The organism is Halovivax sp., assembly GCA_007119345.1.
Lineage (GTDB): Archaea > Halobacteriota > Halobacteria > Halobacteriales > Natrialbaceae > Halovivax.
Map to the genome: position 1 here is coordinate 1 of SKPV01000102.1, position 19,963 is coordinate 19,963.

The following is a 19,963-nucleotide window of genomic DNA, read 5'->3' on the forward strand; positions in this document are numbered from 1 at the left end:
ACTCCGCTGAGGGAACCTCAGCCGATCAGCCAGAAGCTGACGCTTCTGGCGACGCCGAGGCCGAGGCGTTCACGATGGCCAACCCCGAACTCTACCCGTTCGACCTCCGGCCGCAGGGCCACGACATCATCTCGTTCTGGCTGTTCCACACCATCGTCAAGTGTTACGAGCACACGGGCGAGGTGCCGTTCGACGCCGTCATGATCAACGGCCACGTCCTGGACGAGAACCGCGAGAAGATGTCGAAGTCGAAGGGCAACGTGGTCCTCCCGCGGGAGGTCATGGCGGAGTACCCGATCGACGCGATCCGGTTCTGGGCGGCGAGCGCCTCCGTCGGCGACGACTTCCCGTTCTCGGACAAGGACATTACGGCGGGCGAGAAGCTGCTGCGCAAGCTCTGGAACGCCTCGAAGCTGGTCGACCAGCTCGCACCCGGCCAGCCAGACGAGCCCGACGAACTCGCGGCGATCGATCGCTGGCTGCTCGCCGAACTCGACGACGCCGTCGCCGACATCACCGCCCACTTCGAAGCCTACGAGTTCGCGAAAGCCCGGGACCGACTCCGGACCTTCTTCTGGAACACGTTCTGCGACGACTACCTCGAGATCGCGAAGCAGCGTGAGCGCGAGGCGCGCAGCGCCTCGGAGGATGCGAGCGGTGAGCGCAGCGAGCCGCGAGCGGGCGAAGAGTCGATGGAGTACGCGCTTCGGACGGCTCACCGCACGTTCTTGCTGCTGTGGGCGCCGATCCTCCCGCACGTCACCGAGGAACTCTGGCAGGCGACCTACGCCGAAGGGACGGGGACCGCCTCGCAGTTCGACAGCGTCCACACCGAGCGCTGGCCGACCGAACGCGGCTACGACGCCGACCTCGCCGCGGGCGAGACCGCGATGGCGGTCATCTCGGCGCTCCGGCGCTACAAGTCCGAGCGCCAGCTCCCGCTGAACGCCGACCTCGCGTCGGTGACGGTCCACGGCGACGTCGCCGGCTTCGAGGACGCGATCCGCGACGTGATGCACGTCGGCGAACTCGAGGTCCGCGACGACGAGCCCGAGATCGCGACGGAAATCGCCTCGATCGGCCTCGAGTACGCGACCCTGGGCCCGCAATACGGCGCCAAAGTCGGCGAGATCGACGACGCGATCGACGCCGGCGAGTTCGAACTGGACGAGGACGCGGGCGTCCTGCGCGTCGCGGGCGAGGAACTCGACGAGGAGCTGTTCGAGGTCGCGTTCGAGCGGACCTACTCCGGCGACGGCGAGATGCTCGAGACCGACGACGCGGTCGTCATCGTTCGCGAGGAGTGAGCTGGCCCGGTCGTCCGCGCCGCCTCACGACCGACGGCTTCCGCGGTCGACGGCGCCGACTTCCAGCTTCTTCGCGCGAATCGAGAGCGCCAGAAACAGCGCCAGTAGCGTAAACGCCGTTTCGCCGGCGCCGGCGACCCCGAGCGCGTCGGCGCCGAGGTACATCGGCTCGTCGCGCGCGGTCGGGATCCAGGTGTGGTGGGGCGTGTCACCGACGACGGGGACGAAGTAGTCGACGAGGAGATCGACCCCGTACCACGCGAGGGCGACGGCGACGGCCCACACCGGAAAGTCCGAGATCCGGTGGAGCACGAACGCCTGGACCACCATCGCGAGGTGGCTGAAAAAGAGGAAGGCGTACATCGCGGGGTGGATCCCCTGGGCGGCGTAGTGCTCGAGGAACGCGAGCAGCGTGAACGGCGTCCAGAGGCCGAGGATGATGTTGCCGAAGAACGCGAGCGCGGTGAGCCAGGGGAGCTCCCGGCCGAGCTTCCAGGCCGCGACCGCGAGCGCGAACAGCAGCGTCGCGACCGGACTGTCGGGAACGAACGGCCACATTACGGTCGGCGTTCCCGCGAACTGGAAGCGATAGTACCAGAAGCCGAAGGCGGTGCCGGCGAGGTTCACGGCGACGATGACCCAGGCCAGGCCCAACCCCAGGTCCTCGAGGCGCTTTGGCACCGGCGCCAGCCAGCGCGGGAGGTCGTCGCGCTCGGGGACCGCCGTCGTCCCGCTCATCGTCCGGGGCGACTCGGGCGACTCGCAAAGAGGTAGCGATTCCTCGCGCCTCGCGCGGATCGATCGGCTCGTCCGGACCGTCGATCCGGCGGGCCCGGGCGGACGGCCCGTCCGCGGCAAGCCGGGACGCGGATGGACACGCGTAAGTGGGGAGCCGCCTAATCCCGACACATGGCCACCGAAACCGATCTCGAGGACCTCCGTCGCGGCACGGACCTCGTCAAGCGCGGCTTCGCCCGCATGCAGAAGGGCGGCGTCATCATGGACGTCGTGAACCGCGAGCAGGCCCGGATCGCCGAGGACGCCGGCGCCGTCGCGGTGATGTCGCTGGAAGCCGTCCCCGCGGACATCAGAAAGCGCGGCGGCGTCGCCCGGATGGCGGATCCGGCCGACGTCGAGGAGATCATCGACGAGGTCTCCATCCCCGTGATGGGCAAAGCGCGCATCGGGCACACGAAGGAGGCCCAGATCCTCGAGGCGATCGGCGTCGACATGATCGACGAGTCCGAGGTGCTGACGCCCGCCGACGACGCCTACCACATCGACAAGCGCGAGTTCACCGCGCCGTTCGTCTGCGGCGCCCGCGATCTGGGCGAGGCCCTGCGCCGGATTGGGGAGGGCGCGGCGATGATCCGGACCAAGGGCGAGGCCGGCACCGGCGACGTCAACCAGGCCGTCCACCACCAGCGGACGATCAAGGGCGCCATCCGCGAGCTGGCGGGGATGACCCACGAGGAGCGCGAGGCCTACGCCCGCGAGATCGAAGCGCCGGCCGAGCTCGTCCACGAGACCGCCGAGATGGGTCGCCTTCCCGTCGTGAACTTCGCCGCGGGCGGCATCGCGACGCCCGCCGACGCCGCGCTCATGATGCACCACGAGTGCGACGGCATCTTCGTCGGCAGCGGCATCTTCGGCGCCGAAGATCCCGTGGCGATGGGCGAGGCCATCGTGAACGCGACGAACAACTGGGACGATCCCGAGGCGCTCGCCGAGATCTCGAAGAACATCGGCAAGGGAATGAAAGGCGACGCCAACGTGGATCTTCCGGAAGAGGAGAAGCTGCAGGGTCGGGGCGTCTGAGGGCGTGCGAACGCCGACGCGCTGATTTTCCCGACGGAGCGGGCATCCGGTGCGTTCGGGCAGGTACCGGTTCCGACCGACGGTTCGAACCGGGAGCCGTCGACATATCCCGGCCGGCCCTGGCAAGGTGGCGCCTTATCGCACTCGGTGGCGCACCTGACACGTGAGTACTGCATCAATCGCACCCGAATTCGACCGACTGTCCGGTCGGATCGTGACGGGAACCGAAGCGCTGCTGCGGGTGGTCGAAGCGGAAGCGAGCGACGAGCGAGTCTCGGAACTCGCGGGGGAACTCTGGGACGTCACCGCCGAGATCGAAGCGCTCCTCGAGACGGTCGACCTGGAGGCCCTGCCCGACGGGTTCGACTCGGCGGCGCTGCCGGAGTTGATCGATCTCGATGGGATTCCCGCGGCGATCCGCGAGCACGACCTCGATCGAATGCTCGACCTCGACGGGATCGATCACGCGATCGAGTTGCGGTCCCTCTGGAACGCGGTCGACCTCGTCGAATTTCGAGCCGCGAGTCGTCGGCTCGCGGCCGAACTCGAGGACGTCGTCGGGTCCGAGCGACTGCACTCGACCGGGGACTCCGACGCGGCGGCCGATGTGGGCGAATACTTCGAGGAAGTCGAATCGAAGACGACCAACGCGGCGATCCAGCAGCAGGCGAAAAAGCGCGTGAAGCGCGCTCGAAACGGCGTGATACGGGGTCACTCGGCGTTCGAAGACGCGTACGTCGAGAACCGACGACGGTCGGGGTCCGGGCGGCGGTCGACGTCCCGAAATCCCACCGCGGTCTCGCTGCGCCCGTCCGGCCCGATACCGGACAGCGCGTCCGCGAGGTACTCGACCGTTCCCGCCGCGGTTCGACACGCGAAGATCGACCCGCTGCCGAGAATCTACGCCCGTCGATGGCGGTCCGTCGGCGATTCGCGGTGAGCGTTCGTCCGCTCCCGCCGCCCGTCGCCTCGTCCTCCTCGCTGCGAGATGGCGGCCGTTCGAACCGGTACGAGCGCTACGAAACTCGGCGACGTCGTCATCCCTCGAACGAACCTCGCACGCCTACGCGTTCGCGTCGACCACGTCGGTCAGCGCGGCCGGGTCGTCGGTGATGAGGCCGTCGACGCCCGCCTCGACCAGTCGACCCATCTCCTCGCGATCGTTGACCGTCCAGGGGATCACCTCGAGGCCGACCCGGTGGGCCTTCTCGACGATGGATTCGCCGACGACGTCGTACGGTGGAAAGAGGAACTCGCCGGGCGGTTCGTAGCGCGGTTCGTTCGCCCGCGCCGTCGTGAGGAACCGCCGCCCCTCCCGCGGTCCGAGTCCGGTGGGGACGTCGGGGGCGATCTCGCGGACGTCACCCACGACGCCGTCCTCGAAGGCGCCCACGATCACGTCCTCGAGCCGACCGTGCGCGTCGAGGAACTCGAGCAGCGTTTCCGGCGGCACGCTCTCGTGTTTGGGCTCCAGCAGGAGCGGCGTCCCCGGGAACGCGTCGAGCACCTCCTCGAGTGTGGGAATCTCGATCCCCTCGCCCCGGTAGGGGTAGGTCTCGCCGCCGTCGGGGGACCAGCCGTAGGCGGCGTCGAGTTCCGTCAGCTCGGCGAGCGTGTGCTCGTCGACCCGACCGCTGCCGTCCGTGGTGCGGTCGACGGTCGCGTCGTGGATGACGACGATCTCCTCGTCGGCCGAGAGCCAGAGGTCCATCTCCAGGACGTCTGCGCCGACCTCCAGGGCGTGTTCGAACGCGGGGAGAGTGTTCCCCGGCCGCAGCAGGTCGCCGCCCTGATGGGCGACGTTCGTGATCCCGTCGAGGAAGGCGGGGGTGGCCGGATCGGCGGCCGTCCGGAGACAGCCCGCGAGGCCGGCGACGCTCGCACCGCCGACCAGCGCGAGGACGCCTCGTCGGTCGGTCGGTCCCGGGAGCGGTCGCCGCCGTCCCGATCGATGGCTCCCGGCGCGATCCGAGCGCATGCGATGCAGGTGTCTCGGGAGCGGGAAATAGATTTTCCACCCGTCCGACGGTCTCTCGTCGTCGTTCGCGTCGTTCGATCACAAAAACGCACGGCTCCGTGCGGGGAAACGAATATGGCGACGTCGGACGGGCGACGGGACATGTCGACGGGTTCGGGTTCGACGGATCGCGCCGTCGAGGCCGCGCCGGAGCCGGCGTGGCGCGTCGCCGCCCGCTCCGACCTCGGCGCGTGCGTCGACGCCGACCTCCACCGGATCGTTCCCGCGATATTCGTCGTCGCGCTGGGGACGGCGGGCGTCGCGACGGCGCTCCTCTCCGAGGCGTTCTACGCGACGGGCGACCTGCCGGGGACGATCCGACTCCTCTCGTCGGACGCGGCGTGGCTGTTCGGGTCGCTCGTCGCGCTGGTCGGGCTCTTCGTCGGCTACCCGACGTTCGAGGGGGGCCGCGGGGGTTCGGCTCGCGACACCCTCTCCCGAGGAGCCTCGACTCGTGACGCCCTCTCCCACGGAGCCCCCACTCGCGACGCCGTCTCCCGCGGCGGTTCGGCTCGCGAGCGCTTCGTCGGGCGGCTGATCTCTCGGTGGCTGATTGTCGGCGGCGGCGTCCTCGTCGGTTTCCTCGCCCTGTGCGTCGTGGCCGTCGTCGCCTACGATCCGTTCTCGCCGCTCGCGTTCGTCGCCTTCGCGCTCTCGACGGCGGCGCTCTCGCTCGCCTACGCGGGCCTGGGCGTCGCCGTCTCGACGGCGGCCGGGACGCGACGTCGCGCGCTGGCCTGGCTGCTCGCCGCCTTCTTCGGCCTGATCGTCCTCTGGGACACCTGGGTCCTCCCGCTCGGGCTCCTGTTGATCGCCGCCGGCGGAAATCCCGACGTCCTGGCCGCGCGACCGGGGTGGTTCGACGGACTCGTCGCGGCGAGTCCGGGCGGGGCCTACGCCGAGATCGGCGCCGCGCTGGTCGCCGACTCGGGCGGAATTTCGGTGACCGTGGCCGTCGCGGCGCTGGTCGCGTGGATCCTCGCGCCGCCGGCGATCGCGTTCGCGCTCGCGACCCGGCGCTACCGGTAGCGAACGGGGTAGCGGCCGGAGCGCTCGACCGCTCACCTCGCGGTCGAACAGTCGAGCGCGTACCGCTTCGAGGGCTCCGGCTCGCTCTCGCCGTCGAGGACGACCGGCTCCTCGACGTTGTGGCTCTCGACCGCGAGGACCGTCTGGTCGAACTCGTCGTCGGCGGCGGCACAGAGGTGCGCGCCCAGCCGCTCGTACTCGGCGTCGCTCCCGTTCCGGAGGTCGAAGAGGTACCGGTGCCAGAGCGCGGACGGGTAGGTCTCGGCGACGTCGGGCGGGCGATCCCAGGAGACGGCGCCGCCGCGGACGGCGTCGACCCGCTCTCCGGACTCGAGCTCGGCGGGCGCGACGTACCAGCCCTCGGCCTCCGGCGGGTTCGGCGCGAACATCGCCCGGGCGTGCTCGCCGGGATCGAGTCCGTCGTCGCCGCCGATCCGGACGTCCGCGTCGGCGACGACGGCGGCCTGCCAGCCGACGGCGCCGAAGAGGAACCCGGCGACGAGCGCGAGCACCCCGGCCGTCGCGACCAACAGCGCCTGCGCACGAGGCGAGCCGAAGCGCGCGTGGATCGACAGCGAGGCCAACACCGGAAACGCCTCGGCGTGAGCGGCTCTCGGGAGCACCCCGGCGTCAGTGTAGAACGCCGTCAGGTCCCGCGCGCGCATCGCGGGGTCGGCCAGGATCAGGAGGCCGATCGCGATCCGGAGGGCCGCGAGGGCGCGGCGTCGACGCCGAGCCGTCGAGCGAGCGCCTCGGGCCATCCGCCGCCGCGGCTCGGTAGACGGTCGCGCATCCGTCGAGACGCTGTCAGAAGGCGGTACATCCTTTCTGCACCGCCGAACGGTAATACCGGGCTCTGCACCCCGACCGGTAATTCCCGGCCCGATTCGTCGGCGCGTTCGGCGCGAGCCGCGGGGGGCGCTCCGCGTCACGTTCGGTCCGATCCGCGCGTGCCGTTCCCCGTCGCGTTCGGTCCGATCCGCGCGTGCCGTTCCCCGTCGCGTTCGGTCCGATCCGCGCGAGCCGCTCCGGGTCGCTTACCGTTCCGGTCGCTCGGCGGTTCCATTCGCGCCGAGAACGCCGGTCGCGAGGAGTCCCTTGAGGAGCACGTAGGTCCCGAGGGCGCCGAGGCCGCCGGCGACGACGGCGTCGACGCCGACGAGGGCGCCGACGACCGCCAGCGCGAGTCCGATCCCCAAGGCGGCGAACCGGACGATCGGTCGTTCCCAGACCGTCCGCACGCGTTCGCGGTGGCGGAGCGCAACCGCTTCGAACGCGACCGTCGCGAGGGCGCCGAAGGCGAGAAACGGGATCGACACGCCGCCGACGGCCGCCGTCGCGACGGCGAACGCGACGAGCGCGGCGAGCGCCAGCGCGAGGTCCGCGTCGATCATCCGTCCCGATCGCCTCACTCGTAGACGACGGCGCCGTCGCCCACCCGGGTCTGGTAGGCGCGGCTCTCGATCCCGGCGTCGTCGAAGGCGTCGATCATCGCCGACGCGACCGCTCGGCGGTCCGCGCGACGACAGACCGCCAGCACGGCGGGACCCGCGCCGCTGACCGTGACGCCCGTGGCGCCCGCCGCGCGAGCGGCGTCGCGGACGGCGTCGTAGCCGTCGATCAGGGCGGCCCGTTTCGGGGTGACGATCTCCTCGCACATCCCGCGGCCGACGAGCTCCGGGTCGTCGCGGGCCATCCCGGCGGTGAGCGTCGCCGCCGCGCCGACCGTCGCGACCAGCTCGTCGAGCGACGCGTCCCGGGGGACGACGCGCCGGGCGTCGCGGGTCGAGACCACCGTTTCGGGGAGGCAGGCGACCAGGGAGAGCGAAGCGTCGATCCGCGTGATGCCGCCGGGCGTGACGATCGTGAACCCGCCGAGGATCGCCGGCGCGACGTTGTCGGCGTGAGCCTCGCCGGAGACCAGCGCCTCCCCTTCGGCCGCGACGTGGACGAGCGCCTCGCGCGACCGGCCGAGATCGTAGAGCGCGTCCAGCGCGACGGCGGCCGCGGCGGCGCTGGCGGCCGACGAGCCGAGGCCGGAGGACGGCCTGACGCCCTTGTCGATCGCGATGTGGGCCGGGGCGTCGAGCGCGCGGGCGACGGCGCCGACGGTGTTCTTCTCCGGGTCCTCGGGGACGTACTCGCTCCCGGCACCCCGAACGGTGATCGTCGTCTCGTCGGCCCGCTCGACGCGGACGACGTCGGCCGGGCGGTCGAGCGCGACGCCGAAGACGTCGAAGCCGCTGCCCAGGTTCGCGCTCGTCGCGGGCGCCCGTACCGTGACCATGCGAGCCGTAGCGCCACGGTCGGCAAAAAGGTAGTGGACGGGTCCCGAGCCGACGGATCGATCCCGGCCGGGTCGCGACGCGAGCAGGTCGACCGAGACCGGCCACGCGACGTTCGTCGATCGACCTCGGCCGGCCACGCGATGTAGGTCGATCGCCCTCGGCAGGCCAGGCGACGTTCGTCGATCGACCTCGGCCGGCCAGGCGACGTTTCTCGGCCGACCCTCGCCGGGTAGTGGACGGCTACGACGTGGGGGATCGACCGATGCAGGGAGCCACGGGTCGGCGAAGCGACCCCGGTCGGAGACCGAGACGTGGGGGAAGCGATCCGGCCGGAGACCGTGGGGCGGGCGGATCGACCCCGGCCAGCTCGACCGTCCGGCCGCCGGACTCAGTGGGAACCAGTCGAATAAATGAGCAATTGGCCGGGATCGATCATCGAACCGGAGAAAAGAGTGAGTACGGGCCCTCGCGAGGGTGGCGGTATGCCACCTCCGGCAATCGTCCTCGCCGCGGGGGAGGGAACCCGGCTCCGACCGCTGACGAAACACCGCCCGAAGCCGATGCTGCCGGCGGCCACGAAACCGATCCTGGCCCACGTCCTCGACGTGCTCATCGACGCCGGCGTCACCGACATCACGGTCGTCGTGGGCCACGGGAGCGAGCGCGTCCGATCGCACTTCGGACCGACCTACCGGAACGTCCCGCTCGCCTACGTCACGCAGGAACGCCAGCTGGGGACCGGCCACGCGGTGCTCGCGGCCGAGGAGGCCGTCGATGACACCTTCCTCGTCGTCTACGGCGATCAGATCGCCGACGGGGACCTGGTCCGATCGGTCGCGACGACCCACGAGGCGGGCGCCGCGGCGACGCTCGGCCTCGCCCGGCGGTCGGACCTCTCGCGATACGGTGGCGTCGCCCTCGAGGACGGCCGCGTCACCGAGATCGTCGAGCACCCGTCCGAGAACGGTTCCTACCGGCTGAACGCGGGCGTCTACGCCTTCGAACCCGGCATCTTCGACGCGATCCGGGCGGTCGAGCCGCGGTCTGGCGAGCGCTCGCTGGTCGACGCGATCGACCACCTCCTGGCGAACGACGAGCCCGTCCGGGGCGTCGTCTCGGACGGCCTGTGGGTCGACGCCGCCTACCCCTGGGACCTGCTGCGCGTCTCGATCGAACTGCTCGAAGCGGACGGGTTCGACGGGGCGGCGCCGACCGATCCTGCGGCTCAGCCGGCCGTCCACGAGACCGCGGTCATCCGGGAGCCCGTGGCCGTCGACGCGGACTGCGAGATCGGCGCCGGCGCCGTCATCGGGCCGCACGTCTCGCTGGGCGCGAACGCGACCGTCGAGTCCAACGCGGTGGTCGAGCGCAGCGTGATCGACCGCGACGGGCGCGTCGGGGCGAACGCGACGGTGATCGAGTGCGTCACGGGCGTCGGCGCGGAGATCGGTCCCGGCTCGACGATCCCCGGCGGTCCCGGCGACGTTCGGGTCGGAGATCGCATCTACGAGGACCGGGACCTCGGCGCGCTGCTCGCCGACCGGGTTCGCGATCGGGGCGGCGCGACCTACGCGCCGGGCGCGATCGTCGATGTCGGTTCGACGATCGAGGCGGGAACGACGGTTCGCGACCGGCGGTGACCGGCCTGGCGCCGACGCGCCGGCGAACGGGACGAGCCCGAGTATGGGACGATTGTGACGACCTGTCGCCGAGAAATTCAGCGTGTAAATCCGTCACGAACCGTCCGGTCGCAGGTCGGTCGCGGGTCGAGTACGGCGACCCGGAACGCCGAGGGCCGATTCCCGGCCTAACGGCCCGTAATTCCGATATGTGTGGCGAAACGATGCGCCTCGCTTTTTGAGCGGCTTCGCATGAATCAGCGGACATGCCTCTCTGGGATCGACGGTCCGAGCGGAGGGTGCTCCTCGTCCGAACCGATGGCGGTGGGCCGCCGGGGATCGGCAGCGGTGGGCCGCCGGGGATCGGCAGCGGTGGGCCGCCGGGGATCGGCAGCGGTGGGCCGCCGACGAGCGGCGGCGGTGGGACGCCGGTCATCGACGGCGGAGTCGGTCCGGACGAGCGCCGAATCGGCGACGGGCGGGTGAGACGCTCGTCACCGGGCCCCGTCCAGTGGTCGTGGATGCCAGGATCGGAACCGTCGTGGTTGCGGCGTCCCGAGCCGCGGTCGTCACGATCGGAAGCGCGGTCGTCGCGTCACCCCGAACCGTGGTCACCGGGACGTCCCAACCCCGAGGAGCAACCGGAACGGTCGCCCGATCCCTCCCGGCCGGGTGAGCGTTGATGTGCGGGATCGTCGGCTACGCGGGTAACGGGGACGGGGAGACGGTCCTCGACGTCCTCATGGGCGGACTCTCCGACCTGGAGTACCGCGGCTACGACTCGGCGGGCGTGGCGATCGCCGACGAGCCGGTCGCGGTCCACAAGCGATCGGGCGAGTTGACGGCGCTCGAGGAGGCCCTGCCGGACGCCGACGTGGGCGGCGGCGCCGCTGGCGGTGCCGGGATCGGTCACACGCGCTGGAGCACCCACGGTCCGCCCTCCGACGCGAACGCGCACCCGCACACCGACTGCGAGGAGCAGGTCGCGGTCGTTCACAACGGTATCATCGAGAACTACGAGTCGCTGCGCTCCTCCCTCGCGGCCCGCGGCCACGAATTCGAGAGCGATACCGACACCGAGGTGGTCCCGCACCTGATCGAAGCGGAACTCGCGGCGAGCGCGGATCGGGAGGCGGCGTTCAGGCGCGCCGTCGGTCGGCTGGAGGGGAGCTACGCGGTGGCGGCGGTGTACGCCGCCGACGAGACGATCTACGCCGCGCGCCACGAGTCGCCGCTCGTGCTCGGGATCGGCGAGGACGGCCACTACCTGGCCAGCGACGTCCCGGCGTTCATCGAGCACACCGACCGGGTGATCTACCTCGACGACGGGGAGTTCGCCAGGGTGACGCCGACCTCGGTCACCGTCACCGACGAGCGGGGGACGGTGCTGGACGCCGACGTGGACACGATCGAGTGGGACGCCGAGGACGCCGGCAAGAGCGGCTACGACCACTACATGCTCAAGGAGATCCACGAGCAACCGGAGGCGATCCGCACCTGCCTCCGGGGCCGCGTCGAGGAGCTGACGGGGAGCGTGACCGTCGAGGAACTCGACGACCTCGACCGTCCGCGGGTCGTCCACCTCGTCGCCTGCGGGACCTCCTACCACGCGGCGCTGTACGGCGCCCGCCTGCTGCGCGAGCGCGGGATTCCCGCCCAGGTCTTCCTCGCGAGCGAGTACGACGTCGAGGCGATCCCGGTGACCGACGGGACGCTCGTCGTCGGCGTCACCCAGAGCGGCGAGACGGCGGACACGCTGTCGGCGTTGCGGGCCGCGAACCGCGCGCGCGCCGAGACGCTGGCGCTGACCAACGTCGTCGGGAGCTCCGCCGCCCGCGAGTGCGATCACGTGATGTACATCCGCGCCGGCCCGGAGATCAGCGTCGCCGCGACGAAGACCTTCGCGAGCCAGCAGGTCGCGCTCGCGATGCTCTCGAGCGTCCTCGCCGACGAGAGCTCCCACGCGTTCGTCGGGGCGCTCCGGGCGCTCCCCGACCAGATCCAAACGGTACTCGACGACTCGCTGGCTCCGGAGGTGGCGGCGGCGTACGTCGACGCCGACGCCTACTTCTTCATCGGGCGAGGGTACGCAGCCCCCGTCGCCGTGGAGGGCGCGCTCAAGATGAAAGAGATCACCTACGAGCACGCCGAGGGGTTCGCGGCGGGCGAGCTCAAGCACGGGCCCTTGGCGCTCGTGACCGAAAACACGCCGGTGTTCTCGATCCTGACCGGCGACGACCACCTGGGGAAGACCCTCGGGAACGTCAAGGAGGTCGAGGCCCGCGAGGCGCCCGTCATCGCGATATCGGACGCGCCCGACCGGGTCGCGCGCCACGCCGACTTCGTCCTGGAGGTGCCGGAGACCCACCGCTGGTTCGCCCCGATCCTCGCGAACGTCCAGTTACAGCTCGTCGCGTACTGGACGGCGACCGAACTCGGCCGGTCGATCGACAAGCCGCGGAATCTGGCGAAGAGCGTGACGGTGGAGTGACCGTCGGGGCGTCGCTGGCCCTGTCCCTGGGGTATCGAGCCGCCCACGTTCCCCGAGGTATCGAGCCGGCATCTCCGGGTGATCGAGCCGGCATCTCCGGGTGATCGTGCGGGCGTCTCCGAGAGATCGAGCCGACATCTCCGGGTGATCGAGCCGGCATCTCCGGGTGATCGAGCCGGCATCTCCGGGTGATCGAGCCGGCATCTCCGGGTGATCGAGCCGGCATCTCAGTGAAGTGGAGTCAATCCCTCCCCGAGCATCGGCCGGTAACACCCTGTTACTCCCGGCCCATCGGCCGACGGTTATGTCCTCGGTCGTGGTAGGGGCGCCGTCCCCCCGGACCAGTTCGCTCAGCCATGGACCGACCGCTCGTCTCCGCGATCGTCCCGACCCGCGACCGGCCCGAGCGACTGCGCCGAGCGATCAGCAGCGTGGAGGCCCAGACCTACGACCCCGTCGAGCTCGTCGTCGTCGACGACCGCTCGACGCCGCCGGTGGCGGACGCCCTCGGCGGTCGGGAGCCCGACGTCGACCGGTTCGAACTCGTCAGGCTCGAGGAGAACCGGGGCGGCGCCGGCGCGCGGAACGCGGGCATCGAGGCGGCGAGCGGCGAGATTCTGACGTTTCTCGACGACGACGACCGCTGGGATCCGGCCAAACTCGAGCGCCAGATCCCCGCCCTGCTCGAATCCCCGGACGACGTCGGTCTCGTCTACACCGGGGTGGTGCAACTCGACGCGGCCGGCGGTCCGAACGCGATCACGGCGACGGCCGTCGACGGCGACGCCACGAAGCGACTCCTCGTGCGCAACGTCGTCGGCACGATCTCCTCGGTCGCGGTCCGTCGCGAGGTGATCGACGAGGTCGGCCCGCTGGACGAGCGCTTTCCCAGCTGGCAGGACTGGGAGTTCTACGTCCGGGTCTCCGATGCGTTCCGGCTTCGGGCGATCGAGGAGCCGCTGGTCGTGCGTCACAACGCGGGCGAGGGCCAACTCAGTCACGACTACGAGACGAAGCGAGACGCGACGGTCTCGCTGTTCCGCCGAAAGTACGCGCCCCTGGCCGCCCGCTACGGGCCCGCGTTCGAGCGCGAGTTCGAGGCGCACCTGGAGTACCACCTCGGCCTGACGGCGACCCGTTGTGGCGCCTACGGGGCCGCGCGTCGGCACTTCCTCCGGGCGATCCGGCGGTATCCGTTCGCGCCGAGTTTCTACCTCGAACTCGCCGCGGTCGCCGGCGGTCGAGCGACGTACGTGCCGCTCGATCGGTTGCAGCCGCACCTCCCGCTGCGGGCGGCAAAGCGCGCGCTGCGGTGAGCTGCGGCCAGGTTTGCGGCGGCGCATTCCGGCCTGACCGCGACACCGGTATCGACGTATCCCTACCCTACCAGCCGAAACCGAGCGAACCGTTTTCCGCCCCTCCGTGGTAGCACGCCGGGATCGACTGCCCGGTCGGTTCGACGCCGACTGCCCGGTCGGTTCGACGCTGACTGCCCGGTCGGTTCGAAATCGACGGCCCGATCGGTTCGACGCGGGCGACCCAGTCGGCTCGAGACCGACTGCCCGATCGGTTCGACGCCGACGGACGGAACGGGCCGTCGATCGCGGGAAGGTGAGCGATGAGCGCACAGACGACCGAGGACCGCGTCGCCCTGCGTTCGGCGTGGTCTCGACTGCCGCGGGTGCCCCTCTTCGAGCTGCTGGTGGCGTTCTCGCTGTTTCCGGCGGTCTACGTGGGTGCCGACCGATTGCAGCCGGTCGAGGCCGTCGCACCGGCGAGCGCGTACCACCTCGCGGTCGGCGGCGCGACGGTGGTCGCGATCGCCGTCTTCCTGTACGATCGGCGCGTGTACCCGCTCTCGGCGTTCGTGCTCGTCGCGTACCTCCTGTTCGTCGGCTGGGCGATCTACAGCCTCCGGTGGACGGTCGGCAACGACGGGTACACCGACTACAAGCTTCACCGGATGATCGTCTTCAACACGCTGTTGCTCGCGTTCGGGCTGGTGCTCGCCCAGTCGCGCCGTCGGGTCGTCGCGTTCGGGCTCGTGATGGGGGTGGTCGGCCTCTGGCTCTCCGCCGAGGCCGTCTACGCGAGCTACGTGCTCGGGGAGTTCGCGTTCGTCACCGTCGGTTCGGAAAACTACCTCACGCACGGTCGGGCCATCGGGTTCGCCGCGCCGCTGCTGGCCTACGTGCTCTTCGCCCACCCGCAGTACTCGCTGCGAGTGCTGGCCGGCGCGTTGCTCGCCGCGCTCGTGGTCGGCAGCATGGTCGCCGGCGGCCGGGGCCCGTTCGTCGCGATCGTCGTCGCGCTCGCGACGTTCGCGATCCTCGAGGGTCTCGCGGCGGGCGTGCAGCGTCGGATCTCGGCCCGGGGCCTCCTGGCGACGGCGGCGGCGACCGTCGGCGTCGGCGCGGCCGTCGCCCTCGCGGTGCGCTCTCTCGACGGAACGCCGTGGGCGATCGAGCGACTGCTCGTCGCCAGGGAATCCGACGAGGCGGAGACCCGCCTGTTCATGCTCCGGGAGGCCTACGGGTTCTGGCGGGAGGAGCCGCTTCGCGGCCACGGGATCGGCAGTTACGACGTGATGACCGCGACGGTCCACGACTACCCGCACAACGTCGTGGTGGAGGTCCTCGCGGAGCTCGGGCTGGTGGGACTGGCGCTGGCGGCGCTCGTCGTCCTCCCGCCCCTGCTGGCGTGCTTCTACGCCAGGTTCTCCGGCGGAGACGCGCTGTACTCGGCGCTCGTCGCCCTGTTCGTCTTCATGTTCGTGAACGCGAGCCTGTCCTTCGATCTCCACGCGAACCGACAGCTGTTCTTCGCCGCCGGACTCATGGCGCTCGCGTGGACGGAGGCCGAGGCGGGCTGGCTCTCCCGGTCGTTCCCGCGCGAGGATTCCTAGGGCCGGCGGGCGCGGCTATCGGTCGTCGGCGATCCCGTCGCCGAGCCGATCGACCGATCGGACGCCTCCGAAGGCCTCGGCGTGCGTACTCCCCGCCTGATACGGGACGCCCTCGATGAGTCGGTCGAGGATCCCGACGAGTTCGAGTCGGGCGTCCACCCGGTCCGATCGACGGCGGACCGCTTCTATTCCGACGATCGGCTCGTGGGGCTCTCGTCCGACGATCGGCTCGAGGGGTTCTCGTCCGACGATCGGCTCGAGGGGTTCTCGTCGGGCGAGCGGTCCGTCGCGTTCAGGATTCCACCGGAGGAGTCGGGGTGGCCGGTCGATTCTGGGGAAGACGGGGGCGAATCGGTGGTCGGCTCGATTCGGTCGTCCGCGTCGGAGCGGTCCGACAGCTGGGTGGCGAGCCCGCCGGCTCGGACCCAATCGTCGTCGGTCGTCGCCGAGTGGGCGGCCAGCACCAGCAGGAGGACCAGCCAGTTGAGGGGGTCGTTGTACAGCATCGCGACGGTCGAGAACAGCGCGAATGCGACCAGGATCCCGACAGAGGAGTAGGTCGGGCCGGGCCGCCGGGCCACGGCCACGACCGGAACGACGACCGCGAGCGCGAACAGGACGACGCCGACGGCGCCGAGCTCCGCGGCGACGCCGACGAACGTGTTGTGCGGGTCCGCGGACATCCCCTCGGGCGTGAGTTCGCCGAACGCGCCGGCCCCCACGCCGCGGAGGCGGTGTTCGCGAAACGCTTCGAGTCCTTCCGCCCAGTACGCCGTTCGTCCGCCGAGCGACCCGAGCCGGTCGAGCGCGAACGGGCGACGGTAGAGGAACGCGTCGAAGGACGCGACCCCCCGTACCGCGGCCAACGTGGCGCCCAGAAGCGTCAGACCGACCGCGACGTGTCGGAGACGCAGCCTTATCGTCCGCCGTCGCGCGACGAGTGCGACCGATCCGAGCGCGGCCAGCACGAGGAGGGCCACGACGCCCTGCCTCGATCCCGTCGCGAGCACCATGAACGGGGCCGCGACCAGGTACGCGACGTTGAGGTACGCGAACGGGCCCGACCCGAACCGACGGGAGTTCGCGAGCAGCCCGGCCGAAAGCGGCACCGCGAGGACCAGCCAGCGCGCGAGTTCGTTCGGGTTCGCCCCGTAGGCGAGTGGGCCCTCTCGGGTGACGCCGCCTTGCTGGACGACCTCCCAGGTGCCGACGATCCCGACGAGGAACGCGCCGAGCACGATGGCCTGCGCGACGGCGGCGACGCGCCGACGGGTCCGGAGGAGGTCCCAGGCGATCACCACCAGGACGAACACGTAGCCGAGGATGGCGATCCGCGTCAGGGTGCTCGCCGGGTCGATCGTCCAGCGGTAACTGGCCGCGGCGAAGGCGAAAAACAGGGCGAACGCCGCGTGAAAGGGGTGCGGTCGGCGCACGTCCAGCGTGAGGACGACGGCGAGCGCCCAGAGGACGACGAGCGCGGCGGCCAGGACAGGGCCGATCGAGAGCCCGCGCGGGATCTCGACGGTCGGGCCGACGAACGGGACGATCGGGACGTCGACTGGTACGACGATCGCGTGGCGCAGCGGCAGGACGAACGCGAACGCTACGAGGAGCGCGAATGCGCCGGTCTCGACGGCGCTCGAGCGACGTCGCTCGCCCGCGGACATACCGCTACGGACCTCGCTCGCGGCAAAAAGGATTCGCGGTGCGTGTGACGGAAAGCGACCCTTACCGGCGACGAGGCGTTCCGGCGAATTCTCGCGTCGGCGGCGGCTCTCGCCCGGCGGACGGGGCCCGGTTTCGTCTTCACAGCCACGCCGCGACCCGATCGACCGGGGCCGGGAGCCCGTCGACGAGGTCCGCGACCTCGTCCGGGTCGACGGCCCCGGTCTTCAGCGCCAGCGCCGCGTAGACCAGGAAGCCGAGCGGCGGAACCGCGAGCAGGGCGAGGACGTCGCTGTCGATGAGCGCGCTCGCGCCGAAGATGACGGGGGCGGCGAGAATCGCGGTCGCGGCGGTCGGTCCGGCTCGAAGGTCCGCCAAGGGATCGAAGCCGATCGCCTTGGCCGACCGGACGTGGAGGACGACCATCGAGCCGTAGCCGATCGACGTCGCGATCGCCGCGCCCCACATCCCGTACGGGGGGATCAGGACCAGGTTCAGGAGGAGGTTGATCGCGGCCGCCGTTCCGGTCGCGGCGATCAGCGGGCGCAGATCCCCCTTCGCCTGTCCGACGGAGAAGACCTGCCTGGCGACGGCGAAGCCGACCGCGCCGGGCAGGAGCACCAGGAGGGGGCCGACCGACGGGGCGAACTCGCGGCCGAAGTATAGGGTGACGAACGGCTCGGCGAGCGCGGCCACGCCGATCGCCAGCAGCAGCGTCAACACCACCGTGTAGCGGGTCGCCCGGGCGGATATCTCCTCGATCAGCCCGTCCCGGCCGGTGGACCACAGCTCCGAGAGCGAGTGGATGAAGACCGTACCGATGACGATCGGGACGAGCCAGAGGAACTCGGCGACCTGGAGGCTGGCCCGATAGAGGCCCGTCTCCCGGCTCCCGTGGAACGCCTGCAGGAGGACGATGTCGACGTGATAGAGCGAGAACGTCGCGCCCATCAGGAGGATCGTCAGGAGGTTGTACGAGAGCAGTTCCCACCGGGGGAACGCCGCGTCGGGGAGACTGAACGCCGCCCGAAGCGAGACGTTCCGGGCGAGCAGGACGAAGCCGGCGACCGACACCGCCACCGAGGCCAGGACGAACGCGACGAGGACGCCGGTCACGTGCCAGCCCGCGAGGAGGAAGCCGATCGCCACCGCCACGAACGCCGCCTTCTGTGCGGCGTGGAGCGTCTCGGAGGCCGGCTCCCGGCCGAACGCCATCAGCGCGCTCCGGGTGACCGAGTGAAACTGCGTGCCGACGATCATCGCACAGAGCAGGTAGAAGTAGCCGGTGAACTGCTCGCCGAACCACGCGCCGACGTACCCGGCGGCGGTCAGGGCGGCGACGGCGGCGACGACGACCGCCGCGAGCGCGACGGCGAGCCGGAGGTAGAAGCCGTACACCTCGTCCGCCCAGTCCTCGCGGTCGCGCTCTTCGGGGAGGAACTTCCGGATGCTGGTGAAGATCCCCGAGTTCGCGACGATCAACAGCAGCCACATCGAGGACATCACGAACGCGTAGTCGCCGTAGCCGTCGCTGCCGACGAACCGGACCAGGACCGGCACGAACGCGATGGTGAGCAGCTTGACGGCGACGTTGCCGCCGAGGATCGCGACGAAGCCGCGGAGGAGGCGCGCTTTCATGCGGCTACTGCGGGAGTCGGGGGCTGGTTCGCGGACGGTACTGCGGGAGTTCGCTGGTGTGTCGGGGACGATACTGCGGGAGTCTGGCGGCGACTCGCGGACGGCCCCCGGCTGGACCTCACGTTTTGACGGCCTCGACGTAGGGCTGGGTCCAGCCGTCGCCGGCGCGCGTCGCGACCGTGGAAACGTCGAACCCGAACGCTTCGAGGAGGGTTCGAACTTCCCGGGGGCTCCCCTCGAAACCGCGAGCCGCGGCGTCGTGGAGCTCACAGTAGACGAGCCGACACGCCGGTCGCGCCAGGGTCTCGCTCATCCCGCGCAGCGCCTCGTACTCGGCACCCTCGACGTCCAGCTTCAGGACGGTCGGCGGCGGGACGGCTTCGGACGCGATCAGGCCGTCGCCGCGGCGGAGCGCGGCGGTGAACGCGGGGCCGTTCGCCGCCGCCCGTTCGGCGTCGTTGGCCATTGGCTCCTGTTCGCCACCCGGTGCGTCCGCTTCACTGGCCGGTGGGTCCTGTTCGCCACCCGGCGCGTCCTCCTTGGCATTCGGTGCAGCCTCCCCACCGCCCGGTGCGTCCTCCCCGACGTCCGCGGCGGCTTCGATGCGGTAGTTGAACGCGGCCTCGCCGTCGACGCCGGCGAGCGCCTCGGATCGAATTCGGGCGGAGCGACCGTTCCGTCGGAGGTTGCGCGCGAGTTCGCCCCGGCGGACGGGGTGTGGCTCGAACGCCACCACGGTATCGCAGCCGGCCGCGGCGACGAGACAGGCGTACAGTCCCTTGTCGGCGCCGACGTCCCAGAACACGTCGTCCGGCTCGACTCGATCGAGCAGTCGCTCGAGCACCGCGAGTTCGGGTTCGAGGTAGGTCGCGTCCGGGACGGTCGGTCGCGAGACGGTCACCGACACGCCGTTCACGGCGAGGTCGGTCGTTCCACGGGTCGTTTCCCGGAGGCGGGCGTAGACGCGCCTCGCCGGCAGGTCGAGGTCGAGCGCGTCGAGGAGGTACCGCGTGACGCGGCGGTCGTAGACGCCGCGGGCGACGGTGTCCAGCATGCGGGAGGCGTCCACTCCCCGCGGGAAAACCCTTCGTTCACCCTCCGCTCGCGCGTAGTATCCAGGGGCGACAGTCACGGGCGGCGGAACGCGTAGGCTTCGGATACCCGCTCCGGCTACCCCGAGCGACCG

At 70.9% G+C, this 19,963-nt stretch carries 17 protein-coding genes; 8 read left to right on the forward strand and 9 right to left on the reverse strand.

The annotated features are described in order from the left end of the window. A partial coding sequence (locus tag QZT59_RS06990) for a class I tRNA ligase family protein (RefSeq protein WP_290813353.1) occupies positions 1-1,307 on the forward strand: 1,307 nt, incomplete at its 5' end. Between the two features lie 24 nt (positions 1,308-1,331). Here QZT59_RS06990 and QZT59_RS06995 read toward each other — a convergent pair. Further along, positions 1,332-2,045 (reverse strand): DUF1405 domain-containing protein, encoded by a 714-nt coding sequence (locus QZT59_RS06995; protein ID WP_290813356.1) that lies wholly within the window; start codon positions 2,043-2,045, stop codon positions 1,332-1,334. A 171-nt stretch (positions 2,046-2,216) separates the two neighbouring features. Between QZT59_RS06995 and pdxS the strand changes: the two genes are divergently transcribed. Then, positions 2,217-3,125 (forward strand): pyridoxal 5'-phosphate synthase lyase subunit PdxS, encoded by a 909-nt coding sequence (gene pdxS, locus QZT59_RS07000; protein WP_290813359.1) that lies wholly within the window; start codon positions 2,217-2,219, stop codon positions 3,123-3,125. A 163-nt stretch (positions 3,126-3,288) separates the two neighbouring features. Next, positions 3,289-4,065, forward strand: coding sequence for a hypothetical protein (locus QZT59_RS07005; RefSeq protein WP_290813363.1), 777 nt, complete (start codon positions 3,289-3,291; stop codon positions 4,063-4,065). Positions 4,066-4,188: 123 nt separating this feature from the next. Here QZT59_RS07005 and QZT59_RS07010 read toward each other — a convergent pair whose 3' ends face one another. Next, positions 4,189-5,103: a glycerophosphodiester phosphodiesterase gene (locus QZT59_RS07010; protein WP_290813366.1), complete on the reverse strand. Its 915-nt coding sequence runs from the start codon at positions 5,101-5,103 to the stop codon at positions 4,189-4,191. A gap of 141 nt (positions 5,104-5,244) precedes the next feature. On the opposite strand from QZT59_RS07010, the gene QZT59_RS07015 reads away from it, so the two are divergent. Further along, entirely contained in the window at positions 5,245-6,171 is a 927-nt protein-coding gene (locus QZT59_RS07015) for an ABC transporter permease subunit (RefSeq protein ID WP_290813369.1), read from the forward strand. 32 nt (positions 6,172-6,203) lie between these two features. Here QZT59_RS07015 and QZT59_RS07020 read toward each other — a convergent pair whose 3' ends face one another. The 3 genes from QZT59_RS07020 to QZT59_RS07030 form a co-directional block, all read right to left on the reverse strand. Next, a complete protein-coding gene (locus QZT59_RS07020; RefSeq protein WP_290813372.1) occupies positions 6,204-6,932 on the reverse strand; it encodes a hypothetical protein in 729 nt (242 codons plus the stop codon). A 276-nt stretch (positions 6,933-7,208) separates the two neighbouring features. Further along, a complete protein-coding gene (locus QZT59_RS07025; RefSeq protein WP_290813376.1) occupies positions 7,209-7,565 on the reverse strand; it encodes a hypothetical protein in 357 nt (118 codons plus the stop codon). A gap of 14 nt (positions 7,566-7,579) precedes the next feature. Further along, positions 7,580-8,458 carry a homoserine kinase gene (locus QZT59_RS07030; protein ID WP_290813379.1) on the reverse strand — a complete coding sequence of 293 codons (879 nt, stop codon included), beginning with the start codon at positions 8,456-8,458 and terminating at the stop codon, positions 7,580-7,582. A 483-nt stretch (positions 8,459-8,941) separates the two neighbouring features. On the opposite strand from QZT59_RS07030, the gene QZT59_RS07035 reads away from it, so the two are divergent. The 4 genes from QZT59_RS07035 to QZT59_RS07050 all read left to right on the forward strand — a co-directional run bounded on the left by QZT59_RS07035 (position 8,942) and on the right by QZT59_RS07050 (position 15,474). After that, positions 8,942-10,099: a sugar phosphate nucleotidyltransferase gene (locus QZT59_RS07035; protein WP_290813381.1), complete on the forward strand. Its 1,158-nt coding sequence runs from the start codon at positions 8,942-8,944 to the stop codon at positions 10,097-10,099. Positions 10,100-10,760: 661 nt separating this feature from the next. Continuing rightward, a complete protein-coding gene (glmS, locus tag QZT59_RS07040; protein ID WP_290813392.1) occupies positions 10,761-12,569 on the forward strand; it encodes a glutamine--fructose-6-phosphate transaminase (isomerizing) in 1,809 nt (602 codons plus the stop codon). Between the two features lie 356 nt (positions 12,570-12,925). After that, positions 12,926-13,885 (forward strand): glycosyltransferase, encoded by a 960-nt coding sequence (locus QZT59_RS07045; RefSeq protein WP_290813394.1) that lies wholly within the window; start codon positions 12,926-12,928, stop codon positions 13,883-13,885. Between the two features lie 302 nt (positions 13,886-14,187). After that, on the forward strand, positions 14,188-15,474 hold the full coding sequence (locus tag QZT59_RS07050; RefSeq protein ID WP_290813396.1) for an O-antigen ligase: 1,287 nt from the start codon (positions 14,188-14,190) through the stop codon (positions 15,472-15,474). A 15-nt stretch (positions 15,475-15,489) separates the two neighbouring features. Here QZT59_RS07050 and QZT59_RS07055 read toward each other — a convergent pair whose 3' ends face one another. The 4 genes from QZT59_RS07055 to QZT59_RS07070 form a co-directional block, all read right to left on the reverse strand. Continuing rightward, complete coding sequence (locus tag QZT59_RS07055; RefSeq protein ID WP_290813398.1) at positions 15,490-15,633, reverse strand: hypothetical protein; 144 nt, start codon at positions 15,631-15,633, stop codon at positions 15,490-15,492. Positions 15,634-15,659: 26 nt separating this feature from the next. Then, the gene (locus QZT59_RS07060; RefSeq protein WP_290813400.1) at positions 15,660-17,141 is read right to left on the reverse strand and encodes an O-antigen ligase family protein; all 1,482 of its coding nucleotides are present in this window, start codon (positions 17,139-17,141) and stop codon (positions 15,660-15,662) included. Between the two features lie 139 nt (positions 17,142-17,280). Continuing rightward, on the reverse strand, positions 17,281-18,777 hold the full coding sequence (locus QZT59_RS07065; RefSeq protein ID WP_290813402.1) for a polysaccharide biosynthesis C-terminal domain-containing protein: 1,497 nt from the start codon (positions 18,775-18,777) through the stop codon (positions 17,281-17,283). 118 nt (positions 18,778-18,895) lie between these two features. After that, positions 18,896-19,831: an FkbM family methyltransferase gene (locus QZT59_RS07070; protein ID WP_290813404.1), complete on the reverse strand. Its 936-nt coding sequence runs from the start codon at positions 19,829-19,831 to the stop codon at positions 18,896-18,898. Positions 19,832-19,963: the final 132 nt, after the last annotated feature.

Coding starts and splice junctions, on each gene's coding strand:
- QZT59_RS06995 (WP_290813356.1), bottom strand. CDS start 2,045: ATGAGCGGGACGACGGCGGTCCCCGAGCGCGACGACCTCCCGCGCTGG.
- QZT59_RS07070 (WP_290813404.1), bottom strand. CDS start 19,831: ATGCTGGACACCGTCGCCCGCGGCGTCTACGACCGCCGCGTCACGCGG.
- QZT59_RS07065 (WP_290813402.1), bottom strand. CDS start 18,777: ATGAAAGCGCGCCTCCTCCGCGGCTTCGTCGCGATCCTCGGCGGCAAC.
- QZT59_RS07020 (WP_290813372.1), bottom strand. CDS start 6,932: ATGGCCCGAGGCGCTCGCTCGACGGCTCGGCGTCGACGCCGCGCCCTC.
- QZT59_RS07010 (WP_290813366.1), bottom strand. CDS start 5,103: ATGCGCTCGGATCGCGCCGGGAGCCATCGATCGGGACGGCGGCGACCG.
- QZT59_RS07050 (WP_290813396.1), top strand. CDS start 14,188: ATGAGCGCACAGACGACCGAGGACCGCGTCGCCCTGCGTTCGGCGTGG.
- glmS (WP_290813392.1), top strand. CDS start 10,761: ATGTGCGGGATCGTCGGCTACGCGGGTAACGGGGACGGGGAGACGGTC.
- QZT59_RS07025 (WP_290813376.1), bottom strand. CDS start 7,565: ATGATCGACGCGGACCTCGCGCTGGCGCTCGCCGCGCTCGTCGCGTTC.
- pdxS (WP_290813359.1), top strand. CDS start 2,217: ATGGCCACCGAAACCGATCTCGAGGACCTCCGTCGCGGCACGGACCTC.
- QZT59_RS07015 (WP_290813369.1), top strand. CDS start 5,245: ATGTCGACGGGTTCGGGTTCGACGGATCGCGCCGTCGAGGCCGCGCCG.
- QZT59_RS07060 (WP_290813400.1), bottom strand. CDS start 17,141: ATGTCCGCGGGCGAGCGACGTCGCTCGAGCGCCGTCGAGACCGGCGCA.
- QZT59_RS07035 (WP_290813381.1), top strand. CDS start 8,942: ATGCCACCTCCGGCAATCGTCCTCGCCGCGGGGGAGGGAACCCGGCTC.
- QZT59_RS07045 (WP_290813394.1), top strand. CDS start 12,926: ATGGACCGACCGCTCGTCTCCGCGATCGTCCCGACCCGCGACCGGCCC.
- QZT59_RS07030 (WP_290813379.1), bottom strand. CDS start 8,458: ATGGTCACGGTACGGGCGCCCGCGACGAGCGCGAACCTGGGCAGCGGC.